The organism is Arsenicicoccus cauae, assembly GCF_043162025.1.
Classification (GTDB): Bacteria; Actinomycetota; Actinomycetes; order Actinomycetales; family Dermatophilaceae; genus Arsenicicoccus; species Arsenicicoccus cauae.
In genome coordinates this window covers 2,353,250-2,375,518 of the sequence record NZ_CP171001.1, presented here as the reverse complement: position 1 = coordinate 2,375,518, position 22,269 = coordinate 2,353,250, and the positions used below count along the sequence as shown (strand labels likewise).

Genomic DNA, 22,269 nt, shown 5'->3' with positions numbered 1-22,269 from the left:
TCACGGGCGCCGCGCCCCGGGCTCCCCCAGACGTTAGGGTCGACGCATGACGTTCTCGATCGTGGCCAACGTCGGAGACGCCTACGGCGTCGCCGTCGCGAGCAGGTTCCTCGCCGCCAGCGGACCGGTGGCGATGGTGCGCCCGGGGGTCGGGGCGGTCGCCAGCCAGGCGCTCGCCAACGCCGGCTACCGGGTCGCCGCGCTGGACCGGCTCGAGGAGGGCCTGACCGCCGACGAGGCCCTGGCACGGATCACCGGCGAGGACTCCCAGGCCGCTACCCGTCAGGTCGGGATCGTGGGGGCGACCAGCCAGGTGACCTTCACTGGCGCCGACTGCGTGCCGTGGTGCGGTGGGGTCGCGGGTCGCGACGCGGACGGCGGCTACGCGATCCAGGGCAACATCCTCACGGGCGAGGAGGTCGTCACGTCGATGGAGCGCACCTGGCTCGAGGGCGCGCACCTGCCCTTCGTCGACCGGCTCGTCGAGACCCTGCTCGCCGGTGACCGGGCCGGCGGGGACCGCCGGGGACGTCAGAGCGCCGGCGTCTACGCGACCTTCCCGGGCGCGGGCTACGACGCCTGCGGCGTGCTGGCCGACCTGCGGGTCGACGACCACCCTCAGCCGGTGCAGGAGCTGCACCGGCTGGTGGCCCTCAACGAGCTCCACTTCGGCCGCCCGACCAAGGTGCTGCCCCTGGAGGGCCCCCTGCTCGAGGACGTGCGGGAGCGGCTGGAGCGGCTGGGCTACGCCGGCGACGTGGCCACGGCCCTCGACGCGTGGGGCGCCATGGAGAACCTCGAGATGCGTCTGACGCCGGACGGCATCGACGCGCGGGTGCTGCAGGTGCTGCGCGAGCAGACGCTGCCGCCGGAGCAGACCAGCGAGCGCTTCCCGACCTTCTGACCAAGGTCAGGCGAAGGTCAGGCGGAGGTCCAGCCTCGGTCAGGCCGGGCCGTCGAGCCCCTGGTCGATGGCATAGCGCACCAGCTGGACGCGGTTGTGCAGCTGCAGCTTGGTCAGGGTGTTCTGGACGTGGTTCTGCACGGTGCGGTGGCTGATGGTGAGCTCGGCGGCGATGTCCTTGTAGGACATGCCCGTCGCCACCAGCCGCAGCACCTCCACCTCGCGCGCCGTCAGCTCGGGGACGGGAGCGGCGTCCGGCTCCGGATGCCGCTCGGACCGTGACGCCAGGCGGCGGTACTCCCCCAGGACCAGCCCGGCCAGGCCCGGCGTGAAGCTGGCGCGACCCTCGGCCGTCGCCCGCACGGCCGAGAGGAACTCCGTGCGGCCGGTGGACTTCAGCAGGTAGCCCGTCGCGCCGGCCTTGATGGCGTCGAGGACGTCCTGCTGCTCCCCGCTCGCCGTCAGGATCAGCACCCGCGTGCCGAGGCCGGCCGCGGCGAGGCGCGCGCAGACCTCCTGCCCCTGCAGCCCCGGCATGTTGAGGTCGAGGACGAGGACGTCGGGCCGGGTGGCGAGCGACCTGCGCACCGCCGCCTCCCCGTCCGTGGCGGTGCCGACGACGTCGTACCCCGCGTCGTCGAGGTCGCGCACCACGGCGTCCAGCCACATGGGGTGGTCATCGGCGACGAGCACCGAGGTCCGGCGTCCGTCGCGGTCGGTGTCGTTCCGCTGGGTCATCACTCCTCCTGGGTGGGCAGGCACAGCCGCACGGTCGTGCCTCGCCCCATGGTCGATCGGACGGTCGCCTCTCCCCCGAGGTCCCGCAGGCGACCGCGCACCGAGGACGCGACGCCGAGCCGGCCGTCGCGCTCCGCCTCCTCCAGACGACCGGGCGGTATGCCGCAGCCGTCGTCACGGACCGTGACCTCGATCGCCGGGCCGAGGTCGTCGAGCAGCACCCAGGCGCGCGCCCCGGGTCCGGCGTGGCGGGCGACGTTGTCGAGCAGGGCACCCACGGCGGCGACCAGCTCCTGACCCCGCCGGGACGGCAGGGGAACGGCCTCGGCGGGTGCCACGACCTCCACCCCCGGCCCAGCCAGAGCCATGAGGGCGGCCCGCACGTCGATGCTGGTCACGGTGCCGGGACGCTCGCGGGGCCGGGCCGCCGTCACGAGCGAGCGGAGGTCGCGCTCGGAGGCGGCTGCCAGCGCCCCGAGCGCCGCGGCCTCGCCGCCCGCCTGGGCCCCGCGGCGGTGGATCAGCGCGAGCGTCTGCAGGACCCCGTCGTGGACGACGCGGGCGATTCGTTCCCGCTCGGCCGCCTCCGCCTGCAGGCGCAGACCCTCGTGGAGCGCCGCCTGGCTGCGGCGGCCGAGGTCCATGCAGAGGCCCAGGCAGGCGGCCACGACGACGAGCAGCAAGGTGTTGTAGATGGTCGCGCCGGTCGGTTGGCCGACCTCGACGAGGTTGGCCACGGTCACGACACCGGCGGACACCAGGGCGCCCCGTAGGCCCCAGCTGACGGCCCAGGCGGCGACGGGCGCGGCGGCATACATGGACGGGATCGTCGTGGAACCGCCGGCGATGAGCTCCGGCGGGTGCACCGCGATGGTCGCGAGGATCGCGCCGCAGGCGAGGGCGAGGTCAGCCCCCAGGGTGCCGGCGCTGCGGGCCTGACGCGTCGCGAGCCAGCAGGACCAGGCCGCGAGGACGACGAGCACCAGCCAGGCCACCCAGGGACGGGTCATGGTGTCCCGGTGGATCCACACCATCGAGGCTGCGTAGCACAGCGCCAGCAGGCGGAACACGTCGATGCCGCGCCAGATGCCCCGCTCCAGGCCGGCCATCGTCGAGCGCCGCGCAGCCATCGGCTCAGTCCTTGTGCGTGCGTCGGTCCTTGGCCTTGGCGATGGCCTCCTCGGCGCGCGCCAGGGTCTGGTCGCCCAGCTCCTTCAGCGCCGCGGGGTCCCCGAGCTCCTTGGCCCGGGTCAGCGCCTCGTCGGCCTTGACGCGCGTCTGGTCCTGCAGCTCGCGCGCCCGCACCCTGGCCTCCTCGGCCTTGGCCCGTGCCGTCTCCACCATCCGCTGCTTGCGGGTCGCGGCGTACTCATCGACATACTCCTGGCCGGACAGCTCCATGAGGGCGTACATGATCTCGTCTGTCATGGCGCGCAGGACGTGACGGTCGCCCTCCATCCCGGCATACCGCGAGAAGTCGATCGGCTCGCCGAAGCGCACTCCGATGCGCATGACCTTGGGGATGAGCTTGCCGGTCGGCTGGGCCTTGTCGGTCCCGATCATGGCGACCGGTATGACGGGGACCCCGGCCTCGATCGCCAGGCGCGCCACCCCGGTCTTGCCGCGGTAGAGCCGACCGTCCGGGGACCGCGTGCCCTCGGGGTAGATGCCGAACAGCTCGCCCCGGTGCAGGACCTCGAGACCGGAGCGCAGGGCTGCGGCGCTCGCCGAGCCGCCCGTGCGGTCGATGGGGATCTGCCCGACCCCGCGGAAGAAGGCCGCGGTCAGCCGCCCCTTGACCCCCCGACCCGTGAAGTACTCCATCTTGGCCGGGAAGGTGATGCGCCGGCTCAGGACGAGCGGCAGGAAGAACGAGTCGGAGAAGGAGAGGTGGTTGCTGGCGAGGATCGCCGCACCACGGGTGGGGACGTGCTCGGAGCCCTCGACCCAGGGTCGGAAGAGCACCTTCAGCAGCGGGCCGAGGGCCAGCGACTTGAAGAACCAGTAGAGCACCGTAGCCACCTCGATCTGCGCGCGCGTGATCAGCACTCTAACCCAGCCCCGGTTACCCTGGGACGGCCGTGACGCGCGGCTCAGCCATCAGGAGGTCGACGTGCAGGTGTTGCCAGGTGCCGAGGCGTTCAGCAGCCCTGGGCGATCCGAGGGGCACGGGGTCGGCGTGCTGTTCAGCCACGGCTTCACGGGCAGTCCGCAGTCCATGCGGCCCTGGGCCCAGCACCTCGCCGACCAGGGGTATGCCGTGCGCCTGCCCCGCCTGCCGGGGCACGGGACGACCTGGCAGGCGCTGAACCGCACCGAGTGGCACGACTGGATCGCCGTGCTCGAGCGCGAGCTGCTGCGCCTGCTCGACGAGTGCGACACCGTCTTCGTCGCCGGGCTGAGCCTCGGCGGCGCGCTCGTGACCCGGCTCGCGCAGCTGCACGGGCCCAGCGTGGCGGGCCTCATGTTGGTCAATCCCGCCTACCGCAGCGACGACCACCGCCTGCGGGCCCTCCCCCTCATGCGCCGGCTGGCGCCGTCGATCCCCGGGATCGCGAGCGACATCCGGGCGAGCGGGGTGACCGAGCTGGCCTACGACCGGACCCCCCTGCACGCCCTGTCGTCGATGGTGCAGCTGTGGGCCCTGACCGTGCGGGACCTGCCGGACATCACCCAGCCCGTCCTGCTCCTGCAGTCCGACGAGGATCACGTGGTCCCGGCCTCCAGCTCCGAGCTCCTGCTGAGCCGCATCTCCAGCACCGACGTCACGCACGTGCGCCTCGCCGACAGCTATCACGTCGCGACCCTCGACCACGACGCGCACGTGATCCACGACCGCTCGGTGGAGTTCGTCGAGCGCGTGCGGCGAGGCTGACCCATGGCCACCCACGAGCCGGACGACATCAACGCCCGCTTCGAGGAGATCGTCGCGCGCTGGGACACCGAGGACGGGTCGACCTCAGATGACCTCCCGGGTGAGGGTCGACCGGGCGAGGGCGCGGCTGCCGGTCCCGCTCACGCCACCGAGGCGGTGCCTCCTCCGCCACCCACCGGGACGCCGCAGCAGCGTCGCGCCCTGGACCCGCGCCTGGTCTACCGCGACCCTGCGTCGGGGCTGTCGATGGGGACCGACCACCGCTCCTGGAGCCCGCCCGTCGACCCCGACGACCCCGACGACCACTACGTGCCACCGCCGCCTGCCCCGATGCCGTCGTGGCGCTCCGACCCCGTCTGGTGGGCGATCCTCGTCGGCCTCTGCGCCGGCCCGCTCGTGCTGCTGCTGCTGGTGCTGACGGGCCACACCACCCCGCGCATCTACCTGTGGCTGGCGGGGCTCGCCACCGTCGCGGCCTTCGCGGGGCTGGTGCTGCGTCTGCCCAGCACGCACGACGAGGACGACGACGGCGCGCGGGTGTGACCGCAGGACGAGGTGCACCTCTGGGCCGCCGAGGCCCAGCGCCCCGCTCGTCAGGGCGCGAGCAGGTCGACGTCCGCCCACACCGGCAGGTGGTCCGAGGCGCGCCGGACGTCCCGGCCTCCTCGGTCCAGCGGCGGTGGGGTGCCGTCCACCCGGCGCAGGCCCCTCCCCCAGACCACGTCGAGCATCTCGACCGGAGCCCACGAAGGGTAGGTCGGCTCCTCCACCGACAGCACGTCGAGCACCCTGGCGATGGTCTGCCAGCTGGGTCCGCCCGGGCCCTCGTTGAGGTCGCCGGCGAGCACGAGCGGTCCCTCGCGCGGCAGGTCGCGCAGGATCTGGTGCGTGTGCCTGAGCCGCTGCCCCTCGAACAACCCCAGGTGCACGCTCACCGCCGTGAGGAGCGGCCCCTCGGGGAGCTGGGCGCGCAGGACGGCATACCCTCGGGTCCGTTGACCGAGCGGCACCGGTAGGCCGTGGTGCCGGCAGTCGACGAGGGTGAGGCGGTCCGAGAGCATGACGGTCGTCCCGCCCGAGCCGCGGTGGCCGCCTGGCCAGCGCAGGCCGGTCTCGCGGGCGAAGCTGCGCACCAGCGGGCCGGGCCAGAACCGCCGCGGAGCCTCCTGCAGCAGCAGGACGTCCGGCGCCAGCGTTCGCACCACGCGGGCGGCGGCCCTGCGGTCGTCCAGGAAGTCGCGGGTGTTGTAGCTCGCGACGCGCACCGTCATGACGTCGCGAGGGCCTCGCTGCGCGCGAGGTCCGCCGCGCCGATGAGCCCCGCCTCGTTGCCCAGGCTGGCCTGCAGGATCCGCGCCATGGGGCGGTAGCCACGCCCGGTCAGCTCGCGGGCGAAGGTCTCGCGGGCCGGGCCGAGCAGCAGGTCCCCGGCGGCGCTGACGCCGCCGCCGATGACGAAGCTGCCGGGGTCGAGGGCCGCCGCGAGGTTGGCCAGACCGGTGCCGAGCCACCGTCCGATCTCCGCGATGAGCTCGACGCAGGTCTGGTCGCCGTCCTGGGCGGCCTCCGTGATCACGGGTCCGGTCAGGGCCTGGTCCTCGCCGCCGAGACGTTCCAGCAGGTCGTGGGCCACCGGCGAGTTGGCCAGCAGGAGGCTGCGCGCCTCTCGGACCAGGGCGTTGCCCGAGGCGTACTGCTCCCAGCAGCCACGGTTGCCGCACTCGCACCGGTGGCCGCCGGGGACCACCATCATGTGGCCGTACTCCCCCGCCACGCCGTACCGTCCGCGCTGGACCTGCCCGTCCATGACGAGGGCGCCGCCGATGCCGGTGCCGAGCGTGATCATCATGAGGTGGGTCTCGCCGCGACCGGCGCCGAAGCGGTGCTCCGCCCACCCCGCCGCGTTGGCGTCGTTGTCGACGTAGACCGGGACCGGCACCCGGGTCGAGAGCCGCTCCCGGAGCGGCTCGTTGCGCCAGGACAGGTGCGGCGCGAACAGCACGGTCGCGCGGTCCGCCGAGACCCATCCGGCCGCGCCGACGCCCACGGCCAGGACCTCCTCGCGGCGCACCTGGACCAGCAGGTCCTCGATGACGCCGACGATCGTGTCCTCGACCACGCCCGGGCTCTTGCTGCGGTGCGGGGTGTCCCGGCGGGCGCGCGCCACGATCGCCCCCTGCTGGTCGAGCACGCCCCCGGCGACCTTGGTGCCGCCGATGTCGATCCCGATGGCGAGATCGCTCACGCGTCCGCCCCCGCCCCGTCGTAGACCTCGGCAGCGATGGCGGCGGCGCCGATCATGCCGGCGTCGTTGCCGAGCGAGGCCGGCACGAACCGTGCCACGGGGCGGTGCCCACGCGCCGTGAGGTGGCGTCCATAGGCATGACGGGCCGGGTCGAGCAGGAGGTCGCCCGCCTCGACGACGCCCCCGCCGACCACGATCATGTCCGGGTCGAGGATCGCCGTCATGCTGGCGCACCCCTCGCCGAGCCAGCGCCCCAGGTCCTCGAGCAGCTCGATGCTGGCGAGGTCGCCCTTCGCGGCCAGCTCGGTGATCGCCTGACCCTTGAGGTCCTTGGCCCGCCCACCGCATGCCTCGCGCAGCCGGGCCGCATGGGGGGTGCCCGAGGAGACAAGCTCCTTGGCGGACCTCAGCAGGGCGCTGCCGCTCGCGTACATCTCCCAGCAGCCGCGGTTGCCGCAGCCGCACCGGGGACCGTCCACCACCACCCGCATGTGCCCGATCTCGGCGGCGAAGCCGTACGCCCCGCGCAGCAGGCGCTTGTCGAGGATGATCCCGCCCCCGATGCCGGTCCCCACGGTGACCAGCAGCATGTCGTCGCTGTCGCGGCCGGCGCCGTACCGGAACTCGCCCCAGGCGGCCGCGTTGGCGTCGTTGTCGAGGATGACCGGGTAGTCGATGAGCGACTCCATGCGCTGCTTCATGGGCTCGTCCTGCATACCCAGGTTGGTGCCGTAGACGACGTGCGCGCCGGACTTGTCCACGAACCCGGCCACCGCCATGCCCACGGCCTTGACGTCGTGGTGCTGCGCCAGCTCACGCACGAGGTCCGCCGAGGCGCCGGCCACGGACTCCGCACTGGGGATCCCCGTCTCCCGGCGGGCCCGGGCGACGACGGCGCCGTCCTCGTCCACCAGGGCGCCGGCGATCTTGGTGCCGCCCACGTCCAGACCGATGGTGGTCATCCTCGCTCCTCATCCGTCCGTGCGTGCAGGTGCTCGTCAGTATGCCGTCTGGCCGCCGTCGCGACGGCCCGGAGCGAACGCCCCAGTGCCTCCACCCCGCGTCCCACCTCGTCGATCATGTCCGGGGCCACGGCGTGGACGAGGCGGCTGGCCCGGCATACGGGGCAGGTGCCCGCCGCGTGGGCGGACGCCTCCCGCTCGTCCCGCTCGTCGGGCTGGTCCCGCTCGTCGGGCTGGTCGGGCAGGGACGCCTGGGTGCCCAGGCTTGCCCTCAGCAGCTCCTTGAGCCGGCGCGACTCCTCGTCGACCGTGCCGGCCCCGGCCGTCTCGTGGGTTGCGCCCATCAGCTGCGGACGCGCCCGGCCAGACCCTGCAGCGCACCCTCCACGATGCGCTTCTCGGCGGCCCGCTTCATGGCGCCCAGCATCGGCAGCCTCACGTCGACGCCGAGCGCGTAGGTCACCTTGGTGCCGCCGTCCACGCGCTCGAGGAGGTAGGACCCGTCCATGGCCTTCAGGACGCCGCCCTCCACGAGGTGCCAGGAGACCGTGCCGGCTCCGTCCTCGTCCACGTCCCAGTCGTAGGCCAGGGTGTAGGTGTCCTTGACGGGCCCGGCCTCCAGGGAGAACCGCACCTGCTCGGCCCAGCCGTCGTCCTCGGACAGGACCTCCACCGAGCGGATCTCGGGCGTCCACTCGGGATAGGACGCGACGTCCGCGACCACGTCGAGGACGGCCGCCGGAGAGGCAGGGATGACAATGCTGGACTCGGTGCGCTGGGCCATGGGTGCCACCCTAGCCAGGACGACGCCCGGGCGCTCCCGAGCGTGTGGGTCCGGCCACATCCGACACCGCGGGGCCGGGAATATGGTTACTCTCCGGTAGGTTCCGCCGGCTGTAGCCTGCATCCGGTCCGACGTCGAGCCAAGGAGCAGCCCGTGGACGCCACCAGCACGCCCATCATCGTCCCCGCACCCACCGAGGGGAACCTCGCCGGGCTGGTCACGCGCAACGCGGCGCGGCACCCGGACCGCGTGGTGTTCGGGCGCCGGGTTGGCGAGGCCTGGCAGGACGTCACGTCCGCCCAGTGGCGGGACGAGGTCTGGGCACTCGCCAAGGGCTTCGTCGCGGCGGGGATCGAGCCCGGAGAGCGCGTCGGGATCCTCTCGAGCACCCGCTACGAGTGGACGCTGACCGACTTCGCGCTGTGGACCGCGGGCGCCGTGAGCGTCCCGATCTACGAGACCAGCTCCGCGGAGCAGATCGCGTGGATCCTCGAGGACTCCGGGGCCGCGGCCGTCGTCGTCGAGAAGCCCCAGCACGCGGCCTCGGTGGCGGACGTGCGGGACCGGCTCCCCGACCTCCGCGAGGTGTGGGTCATCGACGACGGGGGCCTCGGCCGGCTCGTCGAGTCCGGGTCCACGGTCGCCGACGAGGTCGTCGACGAGCGGGCGCGGCTGGCGGGCCCCTCGGACCTGGCCACGATCATCTACACGTCCGGCACGACAGGCCGGCCCAAGGGTGCCGAGCTCACCCACTCCAACTTCATGACCCTGTCGGACAACACCCGCCACCACCTCCCCGAGGTCGTCACGGACGACGCCTCGACCATCATGTTCCTGCCGCTGGCGCACGTGTTCGGTCGGCTCATCGAGGTCCTCGTCGTGGACTACGGCCTGCGGATGGGACACACCCCGTCGATCAAGAACCTCATGGCCGACCTTCAGTCCTTCCGGCCGACCTTCCTGCTCGTCGTCCCCCGGGTCCTCGAGAAGGTCTACGTCGGGGCCGAGGCCAAGGCCGAGGTGGCCGGCACGCACAAGGTCTTTCACGCCGCCGCCCGCGTCGCCATCGCGCACAGCCGGGCCATGGACCAAGGGCGGGTCCCCGTGACGCTGCGGCTCCAGCACGCGGTCTACGACCGCCTCGTCTACCGCAAGTTGCGGGACGCCATGGGCGGTCGGGTCCGCTACGCCGTCTCGGGAGGTGCCCCGCTCGGTCCTCGTTTGGCACACTTCTTCCGCGGCATCGGCGTCACGGTCCTCGAGGGATACGGCCTGACCGAGACGACCGCCCCCATGAGCGTCAACGACGTGCCCGGCCTCAAGATCGGCACGGTCGGGCGGCCCATGCCTGGTGTGGAGTGCCGGGTCGCGGACGACGGCGAGCTGCTCACCCGGGGCGTCAACGTCTTCCGGGGCTACCGCGGCAACCCCGAGGCCACGGCTGCAGCGTTCACCGACGGGTGGTTCCGCACCGGCGACCTCGGCTCGATAGACGACAGCGGTCACGTCCGCATCACCGGTCGCAAGAAGGAGATCATCGTGACGGCTGGCGGCAAGAACGTCGTGCCCGGGGTCCTGGAGGACCGCCTGCGGTCCAACCCGGTCGTGTCGCAGTGCATCGTTGTCGGTGAGAAGAGGCCGTTCGTGGGTGCGCTGGTCACCCTCGACGAGGAGATGTGGCCCGGCTGGGCCGCGCGTCACGGGCTGGGTGAGGTGGACTTCGCCGACGCCCCGTCGCACCCCCGGGTGCGACGGGAGGTCCACGAGGCCGTGGCGCACGCCAACGAGGCCGTCTCGCGGGCCGAGTCCATCCGCGAGTTCGCCATCCTCGACCAGGACTTCACCGAGGCCAACGGCTACCTCACCCCCTCCCTCAAGGTGAAGCGGCACCTCGTGGTGCGAGACTTCGCGCCGGTGATCGACGCGATGTACGGCGGGCCGGTCTCCGACGACTGAGGCGCCTGGCGGTCGGTCACGGCGTCGGCGGGGTCGTGCGGACCGCGCCGCGGGTCCTCCGGAGCGGTCACGGCGTCGCCACAGCCGGCCCGATCACGGCGTCGGTGCAGCCGACCTGATCACGGGACCGGCTCCTGAGGCGCCCCCGCCAGCCGACGCAGCTCCTGCTGCCACCGCACGAGCAGGTCGGTCTCGCTGAGGCCGATCCTCCCGAGCGCCTCCTCGACGGAGCCCCCTGCCCCTGCCTCGCGGTAGACCCGGCGCAGCGTCTCCTCGCCGTAGGTCCGGGCCAGCCAGTCGACGAGCAGCCAGGCCTCGTCGTAGGCCGTGCCCGAGGCCGCCCCCTCGAAGCGCGCGTCAGCGGGGAGGCTCGTCGGCAGCCGTCCCCGGGCGACGGCGTCGAGCAGCTCGGGAGCCGCCTGGCGGGGGTCGACCTGCAGCCCCGCGTAGGACCTGTGCACCGCATAACCCTCGCTCAGCCACTGGGGCACGGGGTGCGTGGTCGACCCTCGGACGGCCAGGTGCGTGAGCTCGTGGGCGAGCACGATGCGTCGTCCCTGCCGGGTGGACTGCGACCACGCCCGCGGGTTGACGACCACCCGATCACCGCGGGCGGTGGAGCCTTCCTCGAGCATCCCGTAGGTGACGGCGGCGACCTGGGAGGTGTCCTGGCCCGTGCGACGGGTGAGCGAGGCGAACTCGGCCTCCGTCCTCGGCACCACGACGGCCGGCAGGTGGGCGAGTCGGCCCCAGGCTCGCTCCACCTGGGCGCGCGCCCCCGCCAGGTCGGCGGCGACCTCGTCCAGGTGCGCCGCGGACGCGTTGCCCGCCACGACGCCCGCCGCGGTGCGGCGCACCTGCAGCCCCGGCAGGTCGAAGGCCTGACGGACCGTCCCCACGGCCGTGTCGTCCACCAGCACCCACCCGGCTCCCTGCCTGCGGACGGTGAGCTCCACGGCGAAGGGCGCGGGCCGGGCGTCCACCCCCGGCAGGGTCCAGGCACCGACGGCGTCCACCCGTGCCGTGCCGTCGCCCACCGTGCCGTCGGCGCGGACCGCCGGGCCGGGCAGGAAGCGCTCGGCCCGCAACGTCAGCCCCTCGACCTTGAGGGCCCGCAGGGAGCGGAAGAGGGCCCGCTGCCGGTCAAGCATCGACGTCGCGGACGGGTCCAGGTCGGCGAGCCACGCGCTCGCATCCCCGGACCGTGCCGCCGCCACCCGCCGGTCCAGGAGCTCCTGGACCCCGGCCAGGGCCGTTGTGGTGGAGCGACCTGCCGGGGTCGCCGCCCCGAGGTCGGTGGCGGTCAGTCGTCCCCACCCGAGGACCGCGACCGCCAGCAGGCTCGCCGCCAGGACGAAGCCGAGCACTACGGGCCACCAGCGGGCTCTCGGGCGCGGACTCGTCACGGCGACACCATAGCCACCGGCTCAGCCGGCCCGCGTGCCCGAGAGCGGGTCGCCGTGGCCCGCGGACACCGGCTGGCGGCGGGCATACAGCTCCCGAGCGTGGTCACGGCTCACGAGCCCGGCCCCGACGAGCTGCGCCACGAAGGCGAGCTCGCGCGGGTCCAGCGGCACGGCGGGCCCCTCCACGAGGGCGCTGACCATGCAGTCGCGGCAGGCGTCACCACGGACGGGGCAGGTGCGGCACTCCAGCAGCATGAGTGACTCCTCACGTCGGCGGGACCGGACGGTCCCGATGTCCAGGACGCTAGGCGCCACCACTGACAGACCCCGGGTCACCAGCGTGTCGACGGCCCGCCGCGGGGGTCTGTCGGTGGCCGCCCCTAGGGTCGTCGCCATGAGCTCGACCCCCACCCTCCGCACCGGGCACGCCGTCCAGGGCACCTTCGACGAGCTGGGCCCCACCCTCGCGGAGACCACCTTCGTCGTCGTGGATCTGGAGACGACGGGCGGCAGCCCCGCCACCTCGGCCATCACCGAGATCGGTGCGGTCAAGGTCCGCGGCGGGGTCGAGCTGGGCGAGTTCCAGACGCTGGTCAACCCGCACGCGCACATCCCGGCCTTCATCTCGGTGCTCACCGGCATCACCGACGCCATGGTCGCCGAGTCGCCGTCGATCGCCCAGGTGCTGCCCTCCTTCCTCGAGTTCGCCCGGGGCAGCGTGCTGGTCGCGCACAACGCCCGCTTCGACGTGGGGTTCCTGCGGGCCGCTGCGGAGCGCTGCGGCCTGGACTGGCCCGCCGTCCGCGTCCTCGACACCGTGCACCTCGCCCGGCAGCTGGTGCCCCGCGACGAGGCGCCCAACCACAAGCTCGCCACGCTGGCGGCGCTGTTCTCCTCCCGCACCATCCCCGACCACCGGGCGCTGCACGACGCCAAGGCCACCGTCGACGTCCTGCACGAGCTGATCGGCCGGGTCGGCAACCAGGGGGTGCACACCCTCGACGAGCTCCTGACCTTCACCTCGCGCGTGTCCCCCGCCCAGCGACGCAAGCGGCACCTCGCCGAGGGGCTGCCGTCCCGGCCCGGGGTCTATGTCTTCAAGGACGCCCAGGGTCGGCCGCTCTACGTCGGCACCTCGCACGACATCAGGTCCCGGGTCCGCTCCTACTTCACGGCGTCCGAGCGACGCACGCGGATGGCGGAGATGGTCGCGCTCGCCGAGTCCGTCACCCCTATCGTGTGCGGCACCCGGCTCGAGGCCCAGGTCCGCGAGCTGCGGCTGATCGCCGCCCACCAGCCCCGCTACAACCGGCGGTCCCGGCACCCCGACCGCGGCGTGTGGATCAAGCTGACCGACGAGCCCTTTCCCCGCTTGTCCCTCGTGCGGCAGCTGCGCGACGACGGCGCCACCTACTCCGGCCCTTACACCTCGCGGCTGTCCGCAGAGGCGGCGGTGGCGGCGGTCCACGACGCGGTGCCGCTGCGCCAGTGCACCTCCAGACTGAGTCTGCGCCCCCGCGGCACCGCGTGCGCTCTCGCGGAGATGGGGCGGTGCGGCGCCCCGTGCACGGGCGACCAGACGGTCGAGGACTACGCAGCGGTAGCGGATCGGGTGCGCGACATGCTGAGGGGGGACTGCCGTGCGGTCGTGGGGGCGCTCCACCGCCGCATGGCGGACCTGTCCGGCGAGGACCGCTACGAGGAGGCCGGCGTCGTGCGGGACCGGCTGCTCGCCCTGGTGCGGGGGGCGGGCAAGGCGCAACGGCTCGCGCCCCTGCGTGCCACGCCCGAGCTGGTCGCCGCCCGTCGCGCTCCCGGCGGCGGGTGGGAGGTCGTGTGCGTCCGCCACGGCAGACTGGCCGGGACCGTCGTGACCCCGGCCGGGGCCGACCCGATGCCGCACGTCGAGGCCCTGCGCGCCTCCGCCGAGCACGTGCCGGAGCCCTCCTCCGTGGGGCTGCGAGGCGCGGTCGGCACGGAGGAGACCGAGCTGGTCCTGCGCTGGCTCGAGACCGACGGCGTCCGGCTGGTCGAGCTCGACGGGTCGTGGAGCTGCCCCGTGCACGGCGCCCAGGGCGAGCACGCCCGGCTGGAGCCGCTGGTGGCGGCGGCCACCGACCCCGGCTTCGACGCCTGGCCGGTCCGTCGGTCGAGGGGGACGGCCTCGCTGGTGGCGCACTAGGGTGGGCTTGTGATCTCAGCCATCGTCCTCATCAACGCCGACGTCGACCGCATCCCCGAGGTGGCCCAGGCCATCGCCGAGCTCGAGGGCGTCACCGAGGTCTACTCGGTGACCGGGGACGTCGACCTCGTCGCCATGGTGCGCGTGCGCGAGCACGACGAGTTCGCCGACGTCATCGCCGACCGGCTCAACAAGGTCGACGGGGTCGTGGGGACCCAGACCCACATCGCCTTCCGCACCTACTCGCGGCACGACCTCGAGGCCGCCTTCAGCCTCGGCGTCGACGGCTGAGACCGCACGCGTCGGACGCCGCGTAGGGACCTGCCCGGCGAGGCGCCCCAGCACCTCGACCTCAGCTCGAGGTCGACGTCGCTGCCACCCACCGCTCCAGCACCTGGGCGGCGGCGCCCTCGTCGATCGCACGGCGCGCCCGCTCGACCCCGTCGGCCACCAGCGCCACGAAGGTCGCGTGGTCAGCGGCACCGCCCGCGTCCCGGGCGCCCGCGACCGCGAGGCCCAGGCCCGCGTTGAGCAGGACCGCGTCCCGCACGGGGCCGCGCTCGCCCGCGAGCAGCCGGCGCACCACCCCGGCGTTGTGCGCGGCGTCGTCACCGACCAGCGTGGACAGGTCGTGCAGCTCGAAGCCCAGCGCGCGCGGGTCCAGGGTGCGCTCGACGACCTCGCCGCCCGAGACCCACCACACCGACGTGGTCGTGGACACCGTGACCTCGTCCAGACCGTCGTCCCCACGAAAGACGGCGGCGTCGCTCCCCCGCCCTGCGAAGACGCCGGCCATGAGGGGCGCCATACGCGCGTCGGCGCACCCCACCACCGCATAGGTGGGCCGGGCCGGGTTGGTCAGGGGACCCAGGAAGTTGAAGGCGGTCCCGACGCCCAGCTCTCCACGCGCCGCGGCCGCATGCGCCATCGAGGGGTGGAACGACCGCGCGAAGCAGAACGTGATGCCGGCCTCGTCCGCCACCTCGGCCACGCGCTCAGGGGGCAGGGTGAGACCCACGCCGAGGGCCTCCAGGACGTCGGCCGAGCCGGACTTGGAGGACGCCGCACGGTTGCCGTGCTTGACCACCCGTACCCCCGCGCCGGCGATGACCAGCGACGACATGGTCGAGATGTTGACGGTGTTGGCTCGGTCCCCGCCGGTGCCGACGATGTCGAGCGTCGGCCCGGGGACGACGAGGGGACGGGCGTGGGCGAGCATCTCGTCGGCGAGACCGCGCAGCTCGTCGGCCGTCTCGCCCTTGACGCGCAGAGCCATCAGGAGGCCGGCCGTCTGGACCGGGGTCGCCTCGCCCGACATGATCTGCCCCATCGCCCAGCGCGCCTCGTCCACGGACAGGTCGCGACCGTCGATCAGGCCGCTGAGCACCGTGGGCCAGGTGAATGGCCCCGGCCCCGGCATGATCTCCGTCACGCGCGGGTGCGGTCGCGGCGCACCAGCTCGCAGACGCCGGTCGCCAGCGCGAGCGGGTCCAGGGGGTGCGGCACGGCGAGGTCGGCCTGAGACCAGGCCGCGAGCCAGCTGTCCTGGGGGCGGCCGGTGAGCACGAGGATGGGTGGGCAGCCGTAGATCTCGTTCTTCATCTGCCGGGCCAGGCCCATCCCCCCGACCTTGCCGGCCTCCCCGTCCAGGATGAGCAGGTCGAACTGGCCGTTCTCGGCGCCCCGCAGCGCCATCTCGCCTGTCGCGACCTCGTGCCAGGCCTCGATCACCACGTCCTTGGCCGGGCGCTTGCCGACCGCCAGGCGGACCTTGTCACGCGTCGTGACGTCGTCGGAGTAGAGCAGGACGCGAAGCCCGCGGAGGGCGTCGGCGCCGCTGGACGAAGCAGTGTGGCTCGCGGTCATGCGCCCGATCCTAGCGGCCCCCGCGCGGGCCGCCCGACCGGCATCCGAGGGGCGTCTCGGGCGGCCGACTCTCCGGAGGTCGCCTGTCGTTGGGCAAGTCCCGCGTTTTTGGGGCAAGATGGCGGCGTGTCGACTGCATCCGCTGTGCACCACAGCTCCCCCAGCCATGCCGCGCTCGGCCCGGCGACCCGGCCCAACCTCGCCTCGGTGGGCACGATCGTCTGGCTCTCCAGCGAGCTCATGTTCTTCGCGGGCCTGTTCGCGATGTACTTCACGATCCGGGGGGTCGTGCCGGAGCAGTGGGCCGCCGAGACGCCCAAGCACAACGTCGCCTTCGCCGCGGTCAACACGCTGATCCTGGTCATCTCCTCGGTCTGGTGCCAGCTCGGCGTGTGGAAGGCCGAGGCCGGCCAGCCCGCCCGCACCGGGTCGTTGCTGGACGTGCGCCGCTGGGGCATGCGCGAGTGGTACGTCCTGACCTACCTCTTCGGGGCTGTTTTCGTCTCCGGCCAGGCCTGGGAGTACGCCAAGTTGTCCAGCGAGGGCATCACCTTGAACTCCAACGGCTACGGCTCGGTCTTCTACATGACCACCGGCTTCCACGCCATCCACGTGACGGGCGGGCTCATCGCCTTCCTGCTCATCATCGCCCGCAGCTTCACGACCCGTCGCTACACCCACGCCCAGGCCACCGGAGCGATCGTCACCTCCTACTACTGGCACTTCGTGGACGTCGTGTGGATCGCGCTCTTCGCCGTGATCTACATCCTCAAGTAACAGTGCAGACCCGCTCCCCGCAGCTCGACACACCCAGCAGCACCCGCCCCATGACCGTCGACGACAGGACCCTTTCGTGAACGCGTTGGCCGCCCGGCGCAGGCACCCCGCCACACTGTTCGTTCTCCTCCTGGCCATGCTCTTCGTGGTGGGTGCGGCCTACGCCGTGGCCAAGCCGCAGGACGCGACAGCCACGGCCACCGCCTCGAGCGCCCAGGACGTCGAGGAGGGCAAGAAGCTCTTCCTCGCCAACTGCGCCAGCTGCCACGGCCTCAACGCCGAGGGTGGTCCCGACGCCCCGACCCTCGCCGGCGTGGGCGCTGCGGCCGTCGACTTCCAGGTGGGGACCGGTCGTATGCCGATGGCGGCCCCCGCAGTCCAGGCGGCCCGCAACACGCCGAAGTTCAACGAGGAGCAGATCCGTCAGATGGGCGCCTACGTGGCGACGTTGGGCGCCGGGCCCGCTGTCCCCTCGGAGGAGTTCACCGAGGGCGGCGGCAATGCGGCCGAGGGCGGCGAGATCTATCGCGTCAACTGCGCCATGTGCCACAACGCGGTCGGGTCGGGCGGTGCCCTGACGCGCGGCAAGTTCGCGCCGACGCTGCGGGGCGTCGAGGGCAAGCACATCTACGAGGCGATGCAGACCGGCCCGCAGTCCATGCCCGTCTTCAACGACGCCAACCTCAGCCCCGAGGCCAAGCGCGACGTCATCACCTTCCTCAAGGCCATGGACGAGGACAAGAACCCCGGAGGCGCCGCCCTCGGCAACCTCGGGCCCGTGCCGGAGGGCCTGCTGGCCTGGACGCTGGGCATCGGCCTGATGATCGTCGCCGCGGTGTGGCTCGGCAAGAAGGCGGCCTGAGGACATGAACGACCAGACCAACCACTCCGTTCCTGATGGGGCATCGCAGCGCATGACTGACTCCAACGACTTCGGCAAGGGTGCGGTTCGTCTCGACCAGGGCGACGTCGTCGGCCACGGCGGGATCCCGAAGCGCTTCCAGAACCCCGGCCTCCCCCCGCACGTCGAGCGCCTCGCCGACAAGGACCCGGCCGCCGCCCGTCGCGCGGAGCGCCAGGTGGCCACGATGTTCCTGCTGTCGATCCTCGGCACGCTGGCGTTCGTCGTGCTCTACTTCGCCATCCCCCAGCACACCTACGTCGCCATCCCCTTCCTCGGCAACGTCCTCGCCATGCACGTCGGGCTGGGGCTGACTCTCGCGATCAGCCTGTTCTTCATCGGCGCCGGGGCGGTGCACTGGGCCAAGACGCTCATGCCCGACCACGAGGTCGTCGAGGAGCGTCATGAGCTCCGCAGCTCGCCCGACGAGCGGGCTGCCTTCGCCGCGGCGCTCGGCGAGGGCGGCGAGGCGGCCCAGCTCAACCGTCGTCCGCTCATCAAGGCCACGCTGGGCGGCGCGCTCGGCCTGTTCGCCATCCCGCTGGTCCTGCCGGTGGTCGGGGGGCTGGGTCCGCTGCCGGGCAACGACCTGTCGACGACCTTCTGGGACGAGAAGCACTGGCCGAAGGGCCGTCGTCCTCGTCTCATGCGGGACCCGCAGAACCTCCCGATCCGGGCGGACGAGGTCACGATCGGCTCCGTCTACCACGTCCTGCCCGAGGGCATCGAGAAGTCGGAGCACCCGCTCAACGAGAAGGGCAAGGCCGCGGTCCTGCTCATGCGTCTTGACCCGGACGACATCAAGGTCAAGAAGGAGCGTGACTGGGGCTACCAGGGCATCGTCGCGTACTCCAAGATCTGCACGCACGTCGGGTGCCCAGTTGGCCTCTACGAGCAGCAGACGCACCACCTGCTGTGCCCCTGCCACCAGTCGACCTTCGACGTGACGCAGGATTGCAAGGTAATATTCGGCCCAGCACACCGTCCGCTGCCGCAGCTCAAGATCACGGTGGACGACGAGGGCTACCTCGTCGCCGATTCAGGATTCGCCGAGGCAGTCGGCCCGAGCTTCTGGGAGCGTGGCTGATGAGCACCACCACCCGTTCGACCAACGACCTGCGGGCCGACGACATCCGCGAGGTCCGCCCGGCACGCAAGCCCGGTGGAGTGGCGGGCGTCGGCGGGTGGGTCGACGACCGCACCGGTGCCGCCAAGGGCGTCCGCTACATGATGAGCAAGGTCTTCCCGGACCACTGGTCGTTCATGCTCGGCGAGGTCGCGATGTACTCCATGATCATCTGTCTGATCACCGGGGTCTTCCTGACCATGTGGTTCGTCCCGAGCGCCGGCCACGTCGAGTACGACGGCTCCTACGTCCCGCTCAAGGGCATCCACATGTCCGAGGCCTACCGCTCGACGCTGGACATCTCCTTCGACGTGCGCGGTGGTCTGCTCATCCGGCAGATCCACCACTGGGCGGCCCTCATCTTCGTCGTCGCGCTGGTCGTGCACATGTTCCGTGTGTTCTTCACCGGGGCCTTCCGCAAGCCGCGTGAGATCAACTGGGTCATCGGTGCCCTCATGGCCATGCTCGCGCTGGTCGAAGGCTTCGCCGGTTACTCCCTGCCCGACGACCTCCTGTCGGGCACGGGCCTGCGCGCCGCCCAGGGCTTCATGCTGACGATCCCGGTCATCGGCTCCTACTTCGTGTACTTCCTCTTCGGCGGGGGCTTCCCCGGCGAGGCGATCATCCCGCGACTCTTCGCTGCGCACGTGCTGCTGCTGCCCGCGATCCTGGTCGGGCTGCTGGCCGCCCACCTGATCCTGGTGATGGTCCACAAGCACACGCAGTATCCCGGGCCCGGCCGGACCAACGAGAACGTCGTTGGCTACCCCCTCATGCCGGTCTACACGGCGAAGGCGGGCGGCTTCTTCTTCATCGTCTTCGGGATCACGGCCCTCATCGCTGGCCTCTTCTCGATCAACGCGATCTGGAACTACGGCCCCTACGACCCGACGCAGGTGACGGCGGGGTCGCAGCCCGACTGGTACATGGGCTTCGCCGACGGTGCCCTGCGCCTGATGCCCGGCTGGACCGAGGTCTCGTTCGGCGGTTTCACGCTCACCTACGGTGTCCTCATCGGGTCGCTGCTCCTGCTCCCCCTCGTCTACGTCCTGCTCGGGGCCTACCCCTTCTTCGAGCGCTGGATCACCGGTGACGACCGTGAGCACCACCTGCTCCAGCGTCCTCGCAACGCCCCGACGCGCACGGCCATCGGTCTGGCCGCCATCACGGCCTACACCGTGCTGTGGGCCGCCGCGGGCAACGACCTGATCGCCACGCATCTGCACCTGTCCATCAACGACATCACGTGGTTCCTGCGCATCGGCTTCTTCGTGCTGCCGCTCGTGGCCTTCTGGGCTACCAAGCGCGTCTGCATCTCCCTGCAGCGCCGCGACCGCGACCTGGTGCTGCATGGCCGTGAGACGGGTCGCATCATGCGCACCGCGGACGGCGCCTTCTCGGAGAAGCACGAGGACATCGACGAGTACACCCGGTGGAACCTCGTCGAGTACGAGGCGGCCCGTCCGCTCGAGCTGGGGGACGCGACCGACGCCAACGGCGTGCCGCGACCGGGGACGACCTCGGACAAGCGTCGTGCTCGGCTGTCGCGCTTCTTCTTCGAGGACGACATCCCGCCCGTCACCCCGCGCGACCTCGCTGCCGCGCACCACGACGGCCATGGCCACGAGGCGATCGATGGTCACCGGCCCGTCGAGGTCGAGCGCAGCTGACCTTCCTCGGCTCCGCCGCGGCACGGGCGTCTCCCCTCTCGGGAGGGCGCCCGTGCCGCGTTCCTGCCCTGTCCGGGCCGACGTGGCAGGCTGGGGGCATGCCGGTTCTCGTGGACGACGCGACCTTCGACGACGCCGTCGGAGCTGCCCTCGACGAGGTGCCCGTGGCCCTGATGGACCTGCTGGACAACGTGGTCTTCCTCGTGGAGGACGAACCCCCCGAGGAGCTCGGCGACCTACTGGGGCTCTACGAGGGGACTCCCCTCACCGAGCGCGGCTGGGGCGCCGAGGCGCTGCTGCCGGACCGCATCTACCTCTATCGCGGTCCCCTGAGCCGCATGTGCGACGACCTGGACCACCTGCGCAACGAGGTGACCGTCACCGTGGTGCACGAGATCGCTCACCACTTCGGGATCGACGACGAACGGCTGCACGCGATGGGGTGGGGCTGAGCGCCCCCGCTCCCGGTCGTCAGCGAAGGGCGCTCTGCTGCTGCCACTGCGGCCAGGAGTACTGCCACACCCCGATGCCCTCTGTGGGCTCGAAGGGTCGGTCCGAGCCCGTGAACCGCACGACGTCGCCGACCATGGAGCTCTCGAACATCCAGCGGGCATCGTCGAGGCCCATGTTGGTGCAGCCGTGCGAGACGTTGCGCCTGCCCTGGGCCCACTGCGACCAGGGTGCGGCGTGGAGGAACTCCCCGGTCCACGTGATCCGCATGTTCCACCTCGTGTCGAGCTTGTAGTACTCGGGGCTGCCCTTGGGGATGCCGACCGTCTCGGAGTCCATGGTCATCGCGCCGACCTTCTCCATGATCACCTTGGTGCCCGAGCGGGTGGTGAACCCCGGCTTGCCGGTCGTCACCGGGATGTTGTTGATCTGCTCGCCGTCCCGGACGACGGCCATGTGGTGCGTCCTCATGTCGACGGTGCTGACCTGCGACCGGCCGATGGTGAACGAGCGGGTGTCGTCCCGGACGAGGTACTTGCCCGCCCCGGTCTGCACGCCCGCGAGCCGGGCGTTGACGGTGACTCGCGTGCCCGGCTTCTAGTAGTCCTTGGGGCGCCACATCAGCTGGCGGTCGTCGAGCCAGCCCCAGGACCCCTCCACGGCCGGCACGGTGGTGATCTCCACGTTGCGCTCGACCTCGGCGCGCTGCTGCGGGGTCTTGACGGCGGAGGCGAGCTGCACGATCGCCGGCATGCCGACTCCCACCGTGTCGTCGGAGGGCAGGAGCGTGTACTTCGCGGTGGTCGCCGGCTTGAGCGTCCGGAAGGACGACGACGCCGTTTGAGAGGTCCCGTCGGAGAGGCTGACGACCGAGCGCACCGAATAGGTCGAGTCGAGCCCCAGACGACGCTGCGGGGTCCAGGCGCCGTCCTTGACCGTCCCCGGGACGTGAGCCCCGGACCGGTCGGTCACGACGACGTCCCGGACCTGACCGCCGGTGGCGGAGACGGTCACGGAGGCGGCGGGCTCGACCCCGCGGGCGCCGTCCGCGGGGGTCACCGTCACCTTGACCGGGGCAACCCCGGCGGGCGTGGTCGTGGAGGGGGCCACAGCGCTCCGTGAGGCGCTCGGGGCTGCCGTCCGTCCTGCGGGCCTCCCCCGCCCCCGACTGGGCGCGGGAGCAGCCCGCCAGGGCCGTCGTGGCCCCCGTCATCACTGCCAGGCTCACCGCCAGCGTGGCGGTCCTGCTGGTCTGCGTCGTTCGGGTCAAGCGTTCCCCCCCTGCGTGAGCGCCCTGGGTCCTCCTCCAGGACCGATCGGGCTGCCTGGATCATGGTCGAGCTGTGGCGTGTCCGCGCAGCCCGGCGCTCGGCCGGGAGGCCGCCTGCCGGTGGCCGGTGGCCGGTTGCCGGGGTGCGCGAACGGGC

The 22,269-nt window shown here is 72.3% G+C and carries 25 protein-coding genes; 11 read left to right on the top strand and 14 right to left on the bottom strand.

Annotation, left to right across the window (positions count from 1 at the left end; genetic code table 11):
- Positions 1-46: 46 nt before the first annotated feature.
- Positions 47-904 carry a DUF1028 domain-containing protein gene (locus ACF3NS_RS11115; protein ID WP_288799969.1) on the top strand — a complete coding sequence of 286 codons (858 nt, stop codon included), beginning with the start codon at positions 47-49 and terminating at the stop codon, positions 902-904.
- A 39-nt stretch (positions 905-943) separates the two neighbouring features.
- Here the strand turns inward: ACF3NS_RS11115 and ACF3NS_RS11110 are convergent, their stop codons facing one another.
- Genes ACF3NS_RS11110 through ACF3NS_RS11100 form a run of 3 tightly spaced genes read right to left on the bottom strand, consistent with a single transcriptional unit; the run spans position 944 to position 3,691 of the window.
- Complete coding sequence (locus ACF3NS_RS11110; protein ID WP_288799358.1) at positions 944-1,642, bottom strand: response regulator transcription factor; 699 nt, start codon at positions 1,640-1,642, stop codon at positions 944-946.
- On the bottom strand, positions 1,642-2,772 hold the full coding sequence (macS, locus tag ACF3NS_RS11105; protein ID WP_392466096.1) for a MacS family sensor histidine kinase: 1,131 nt from the start codon (positions 2,770-2,772) through the stop codon (positions 1,642-1,644). The genes ACF3NS_RS11110 and macS overlap by 1 nt, the downstream gene beginning before the upstream one ends.
- Before the next feature lie 4 nt (positions 2,773-2,776).
- Positions 2,777-3,691: a 1-acyl-sn-glycerol-3-phosphate acyltransferase gene (locus ACF3NS_RS11100; RefSeq protein ID WP_375804521.1), complete on the bottom strand. Its 915-nt coding sequence runs from the start codon at positions 3,689-3,691 to the stop codon at positions 2,777-2,779.
- A 64-nt stretch (positions 3,692-3,755) separates the two neighbouring features.
- Between ACF3NS_RS11100 and ACF3NS_RS11095 the strand changes: the two genes are divergently transcribed.
- Complete coding sequence (locus ACF3NS_RS11095) at positions 3,756-4,517, top strand: carboxylesterase (RefSeq protein WP_288799357.1); 762 nt, start codon at positions 3,756-3,758, stop codon at positions 4,515-4,517.
- A 3-nt stretch (positions 4,518-4,520) separates the two neighbouring features.
- The gene (locus tag ACF3NS_RS11090) at positions 4,521-5,060 is read left to right on the top strand and encodes a hypothetical protein (RefSeq protein ID WP_288799356.1); all 540 of its coding nucleotides are present in this window, start codon (positions 4,521-4,523) and stop codon (positions 5,058-5,060) included.
- Positions 5,061-5,110: 50 nt separating this feature from the next.
- On the opposite strand, the gene ACF3NS_RS11085 is transcribed toward ACF3NS_RS11090, so the two are convergent.
- From ACF3NS_RS11085 to ACF3NS_RS11065, 5 genes are read right to left on the bottom strand one after another with little or no spacing between them, the layout of a single operon-like run.
- Positions 5,111-5,788: an endonuclease/exonuclease/phosphatase family protein gene (locus ACF3NS_RS11085; protein WP_392466093.1), complete on the bottom strand. Its 678-nt coding sequence runs from the start codon at positions 5,786-5,788 to the stop codon at positions 5,111-5,113.
- On the bottom strand, positions 5,785-6,762 hold the full coding sequence (locus tag ACF3NS_RS11080) for an ROK family glucokinase (RefSeq protein ID WP_392466090.1): 978 nt from the start codon (positions 6,760-6,762) through the stop codon (positions 5,785-5,787). The genes ACF3NS_RS11085 and ACF3NS_RS11080 overlap by 4 nt, the downstream gene beginning before the upstream one ends.
- Positions 6,759-7,724: an ROK family glucokinase gene (locus ACF3NS_RS11075; RefSeq protein ID WP_230082956.1), complete on the bottom strand. Its 966-nt coding sequence runs from the start codon at positions 7,722-7,724 to the stop codon at positions 6,759-6,761. The genes ACF3NS_RS11080 and ACF3NS_RS11075 overlap by 4 nt, the downstream gene beginning before the upstream one ends.
- Positions 7,721-8,068: a hypothetical protein gene (locus ACF3NS_RS11070; protein ID WP_392466087.1), complete on the bottom strand. Its 348-nt coding sequence runs from the start codon at positions 8,066-8,068 to the stop codon at positions 7,721-7,723. Before ACF3NS_RS11070 ends, ACF3NS_RS11075 begins: the two co-directional genes overlap by 4 nt.
- Complete coding sequence (locus ACF3NS_RS11065; RefSeq protein ID WP_392466086.1) at positions 8,068-8,508, bottom strand: SRPBCC family protein; 441 nt, start codon at positions 8,506-8,508, stop codon at positions 8,068-8,070. The genes ACF3NS_RS11070 and ACF3NS_RS11065 overlap by 1 nt, the downstream gene beginning before the upstream one ends.
- 153 nt (positions 8,509-8,661) lie before the next feature.
- On the opposite strand from ACF3NS_RS11065, the gene ACF3NS_RS11060 reads away from it, so the two are divergent.
- Complete coding sequence (locus tag ACF3NS_RS11060; protein WP_392466084.1) at positions 8,662-10,464, top strand: AMP-dependent synthetase/ligase; 1,803 nt, start codon at positions 8,662-8,664, stop codon at positions 10,462-10,464.
- Between the two features lie 119 nt (positions 10,465-10,583).
- On the opposite strand, the gene ACF3NS_RS11055 is transcribed toward ACF3NS_RS11060, so the two are convergent.
- Together ACF3NS_RS11055 and ACF3NS_RS11050 are read right to left on the bottom strand one after the other, a co-directional pair.
- Positions 10,584-11,870 (bottom strand): hypothetical protein, encoded by a 1,287-nt coding sequence (locus tag ACF3NS_RS11055; RefSeq protein WP_154594121.1) that lies wholly within the window; start codon positions 11,868-11,870, stop codon positions 10,584-10,586.
- A 21-nt stretch (positions 11,871-11,891) separates the two neighbouring features.
- A complete protein-coding gene (locus ACF3NS_RS11050) occupies positions 11,892-12,125 on the bottom strand; it encodes a hypothetical protein (protein WP_154594120.1) in 234 nt (77 codons plus the stop codon).
- 139 nt (positions 12,126-12,264) lie between these two features.
- On the opposite strand from ACF3NS_RS11050, the gene ACF3NS_RS11045 reads away from it, so the two are divergent.
- Together ACF3NS_RS11045 and ACF3NS_RS11040 are read left to right on the top strand one after the other, a co-directional pair.
- On the top strand, positions 12,265-14,052 hold the full coding sequence (locus ACF3NS_RS11045; RefSeq protein WP_154594119.1) for a DEDD exonuclease domain-containing protein: 1,788 nt from the start codon (positions 12,265-12,267) through the stop codon (positions 14,050-14,052).
- Positions 14,053-14,061: 9 nt separating this feature from the next.
- Positions 14,062-14,343 carry an Lrp/AsnC family transcriptional regulator gene (locus ACF3NS_RS11040; RefSeq protein ID WP_288797637.1) on the top strand — a complete coding sequence of 94 codons (282 nt, stop codon included), beginning with the start codon at positions 14,062-14,064 and terminating at the stop codon, positions 14,341-14,343.
- 61 nt (positions 14,344-14,404) lie between these two features.
- Here ACF3NS_RS11040 and trpD read toward each other — a convergent pair whose 3' ends face one another.
- Positions 14,405-15,472, bottom strand: a complete 1,068-nt coding sequence (gene trpD, locus ACF3NS_RS11035; RefSeq protein WP_392469122.1) for an anthranilate phosphoribosyltransferase — start codon at positions 15,470-15,472, stop codon at positions 14,405-14,407.
- A gap of 8 nt (positions 15,473-15,480) precedes the next feature.
- On the bottom strand, positions 15,481-15,918 hold the full coding sequence (locus ACF3NS_RS11030) for a response regulator transcription factor (protein ID WP_154594118.1): 438 nt from the start codon (positions 15,916-15,918) through the stop codon (positions 15,481-15,483).
- 126 nt (positions 15,919-16,044) lie between these two features.
- Between ACF3NS_RS11030 and ACF3NS_RS11025 the strand changes: the two genes are divergently transcribed.
- From ACF3NS_RS11025 to ACF3NS_RS11005, 5 genes are all read left to right on the top strand, one after another.
- Positions 16,045-16,695, top strand: a complete 651-nt coding sequence (locus ACF3NS_RS11025; protein WP_288797638.1) for a heme-copper oxidase subunit III — start codon at positions 16,045-16,047, stop codon at positions 16,693-16,695.
- Positions 16,696-16,771: 76 nt separating this feature from the next.
- Positions 16,772-17,557: a cytochrome c gene (locus tag ACF3NS_RS11020; RefSeq protein WP_288797639.1), complete on the top strand. Its 786-nt coding sequence runs from the start codon at positions 16,772-16,774 to the stop codon at positions 17,555-17,557.
- Positions 17,558-17,609: 52 nt separating this feature from the next.
- A complete protein-coding gene (locus ACF3NS_RS11015; protein ID WP_230082955.1) occupies positions 17,610-18,683 on the top strand; it encodes a ubiquinol-cytochrome c reductase iron-sulfur subunit in 1,074 nt (357 codons plus the stop codon).
- Positions 18,683-20,392: a ubiquinol-cytochrome c reductase cytochrome b subunit gene (locus ACF3NS_RS11010; RefSeq protein WP_154594115.1), complete on the top strand. Its 1,710-nt coding sequence runs from the start codon at positions 18,683-18,685 to the stop codon at positions 20,390-20,392. Before ACF3NS_RS11015 ends, ACF3NS_RS11010 begins: the two co-directional genes overlap by 1 nt.
- Before the next feature lie 98 nt (positions 20,393-20,490).
- The gene (locus ACF3NS_RS11005; RefSeq protein ID WP_154594114.1) at positions 20,491-20,844 is read left to right on the top strand and encodes a metallopeptidase family protein; all 354 of its coding nucleotides are present in this window, start codon (positions 20,491-20,493) and stop codon (positions 20,842-20,844) included.
- Positions 20,845-20,863: 19 nt separating this feature from the next.
- Here the strand turns inward: ACF3NS_RS11005 and ACF3NS_RS11000 are convergent, their stop codons facing one another.
- Positions 20,864-21,397, bottom strand: a complete 534-nt coding sequence (locus ACF3NS_RS11000) for a L,D-transpeptidase (protein ID WP_154594113.1) — start codon at positions 21,395-21,397, stop codon at positions 20,864-20,866.
- 42 nt (positions 21,398-21,439) lie between these two features.
- Complete coding sequence (locus ACF3NS_RS10995; protein WP_154594112.1) at positions 21,440-21,952, bottom strand: Ig-like domain-containing protein; 513 nt, start codon at positions 21,950-21,952, stop codon at positions 21,440-21,442.
- Between the last annotated feature and the right edge of the window lie 317 nt (positions 21,953-22,269).

What these genes read in the sequence shown, in the direction of transcription:
- ACF3NS_RS11115 (WP_288799969.1), top strand. Translation starts at nt 47, where the DNA reads ATGACGTTCTCGATCGTGGCCAACGTCGGAGACGCCTACGGCGTCGCC.
- ACF3NS_RS11110 (WP_288799358.1), bottom strand. Translation starts at nt 1,642, where the DNA reads ATGACCCAGCGGAACGACACCGACCGCGACGGACGCCGGACCTCGGTG.
- macS (WP_392466096.1), bottom strand. Translation starts at nt 2,772, where the DNA reads ATGGCTGCGCGGCGCTCGACGATGGCCGGCCTGGAGCGGGGCATCTGG.
- ACF3NS_RS11090 (WP_288799356.1), top strand. Translation starts at nt 4,521, where the DNA reads ATGGCCACCCACGAGCCGGACGACATCAACGCCCGCTTCGAGGAGATC.
- ACF3NS_RS11085 (WP_392466093.1), bottom strand. Translation starts at nt 5,788, where the DNA reads ATGACGGTGCGCGTCGCGAGCTACAACACCCGCGACTTCCTGGACGAC.
- ACF3NS_RS11075 (WP_230082956.1), bottom strand. Translation starts at nt 7,724, where the DNA reads ATGACCACCATCGGTCTGGACGTGGGCGGCACCAAGATCGCCGGCGCC.
- ACF3NS_RS11070 (WP_392466087.1), bottom strand. Translation starts at nt 8,068, where the DNA reads ATGGGCGCAACCCACGAGACGGCCGGGGCCGGCACGGTCGACGAGGAG.
- ACF3NS_RS11065 (WP_392466086.1), bottom strand. Translation starts at nt 8,508, where the DNA reads ATGGCCCAGCGCACCGAGTCCAGCATTGTCATCCCTGCCTCTCCGGCG.
- ACF3NS_RS11050 (WP_154594120.1), bottom strand. Translation starts at nt 12,125, where the DNA reads ATGCTGCTGGAGTGCCGCACCTGCCCCGTCCGTGGTGACGCCTGCCGC.
- ACF3NS_RS11045 (WP_154594119.1), top strand. Translation starts at nt 12,265, where the DNA reads ATGAGCTCGACCCCCACCCTCCGCACCGGGCACGCCGTCCAGGGCACC.
- trpD (WP_392469122.1), bottom strand. Translation starts at nt 15,472, where the DNA reads ATGCCGGGGCCGGGGCCATTCACCTGGCCCACGGTGCTCAGCGGCCTG.
- ACF3NS_RS11030 (WP_154594118.1), bottom strand. Translation starts at nt 15,918, where the DNA reads ATGACCGCGAGCCACACTGCTTCGTCCAGCGGCGCCGACGCCCTCCGC.
- ACF3NS_RS11015 (WP_230082955.1), top strand. Translation starts at nt 17,610, where the DNA reads ATGACTGACTCCAACGACTTCGGCAAGGGTGCGGTTCGTCTCGACCAG.
- ACF3NS_RS11010 (WP_154594115.1), top strand. Translation starts at nt 18,683, where the DNA reads ATGAGCACCACCACCCGTTCGACCAACGACCTGCGGGCCGACGACATC.
- ACF3NS_RS11005 (WP_154594114.1), top strand. Translation starts at nt 20,491, where the DNA reads ATGCCGGTTCTCGTGGACGACGCGACCTTCGACGACGCCGTCGGAGCT.